The organism is Pseudomonas yangonensis (assembly GCF_009932725.1).
Lineage (GTDB): Bacteria > Pseudomonadota > Gammaproteobacteria > Pseudomonadales > Pseudomonadaceae > Aquipseudomonas > Aquipseudomonas yangonensis.
The window spans coordinates 1-242 of record NZ_BLJU01000076.1; the positions used below are offsets into that span (position 1 = coordinate 1).

The following is a 242-nucleotide window of genomic DNA, read 5'->3' on the forward strand; positions in this document are numbered from 1 at the left end:
CCTGCACCCACTTCGGTTTCGGATAGCGGCGATCCGCTTTGCCCGCTTTGAGGAGGGCCCCTGGCACATCGTGGCACGAACAGCTCGGGCAGGGAGCCAGCGGCAATATCTGCACCGAGGACCTGGTGCACATGTCCCAGCGCATGGGCCCGGAGACCGGCATGAATTTGGATGCCCTGCTCGAAGTCGCCGCCACCCTGCCCGAGCGGATCGGTCACGATGTGCCAGGCGCCATCCTCAAC

The 242-nt window shown here is 65.3% G+C and carries 1 pseudogene; it reads left to right on the forward strand.

What is annotated here, in order from left to right:
* Positions 1 to 92: 92 nt before the first annotated feature.
* A pseudogene (locus tag GYB81_RS24855) lies at positions 93 to 242 on the forward strand (hydroxymethylglutaryl-CoA lyase); the annotation flags it as partial.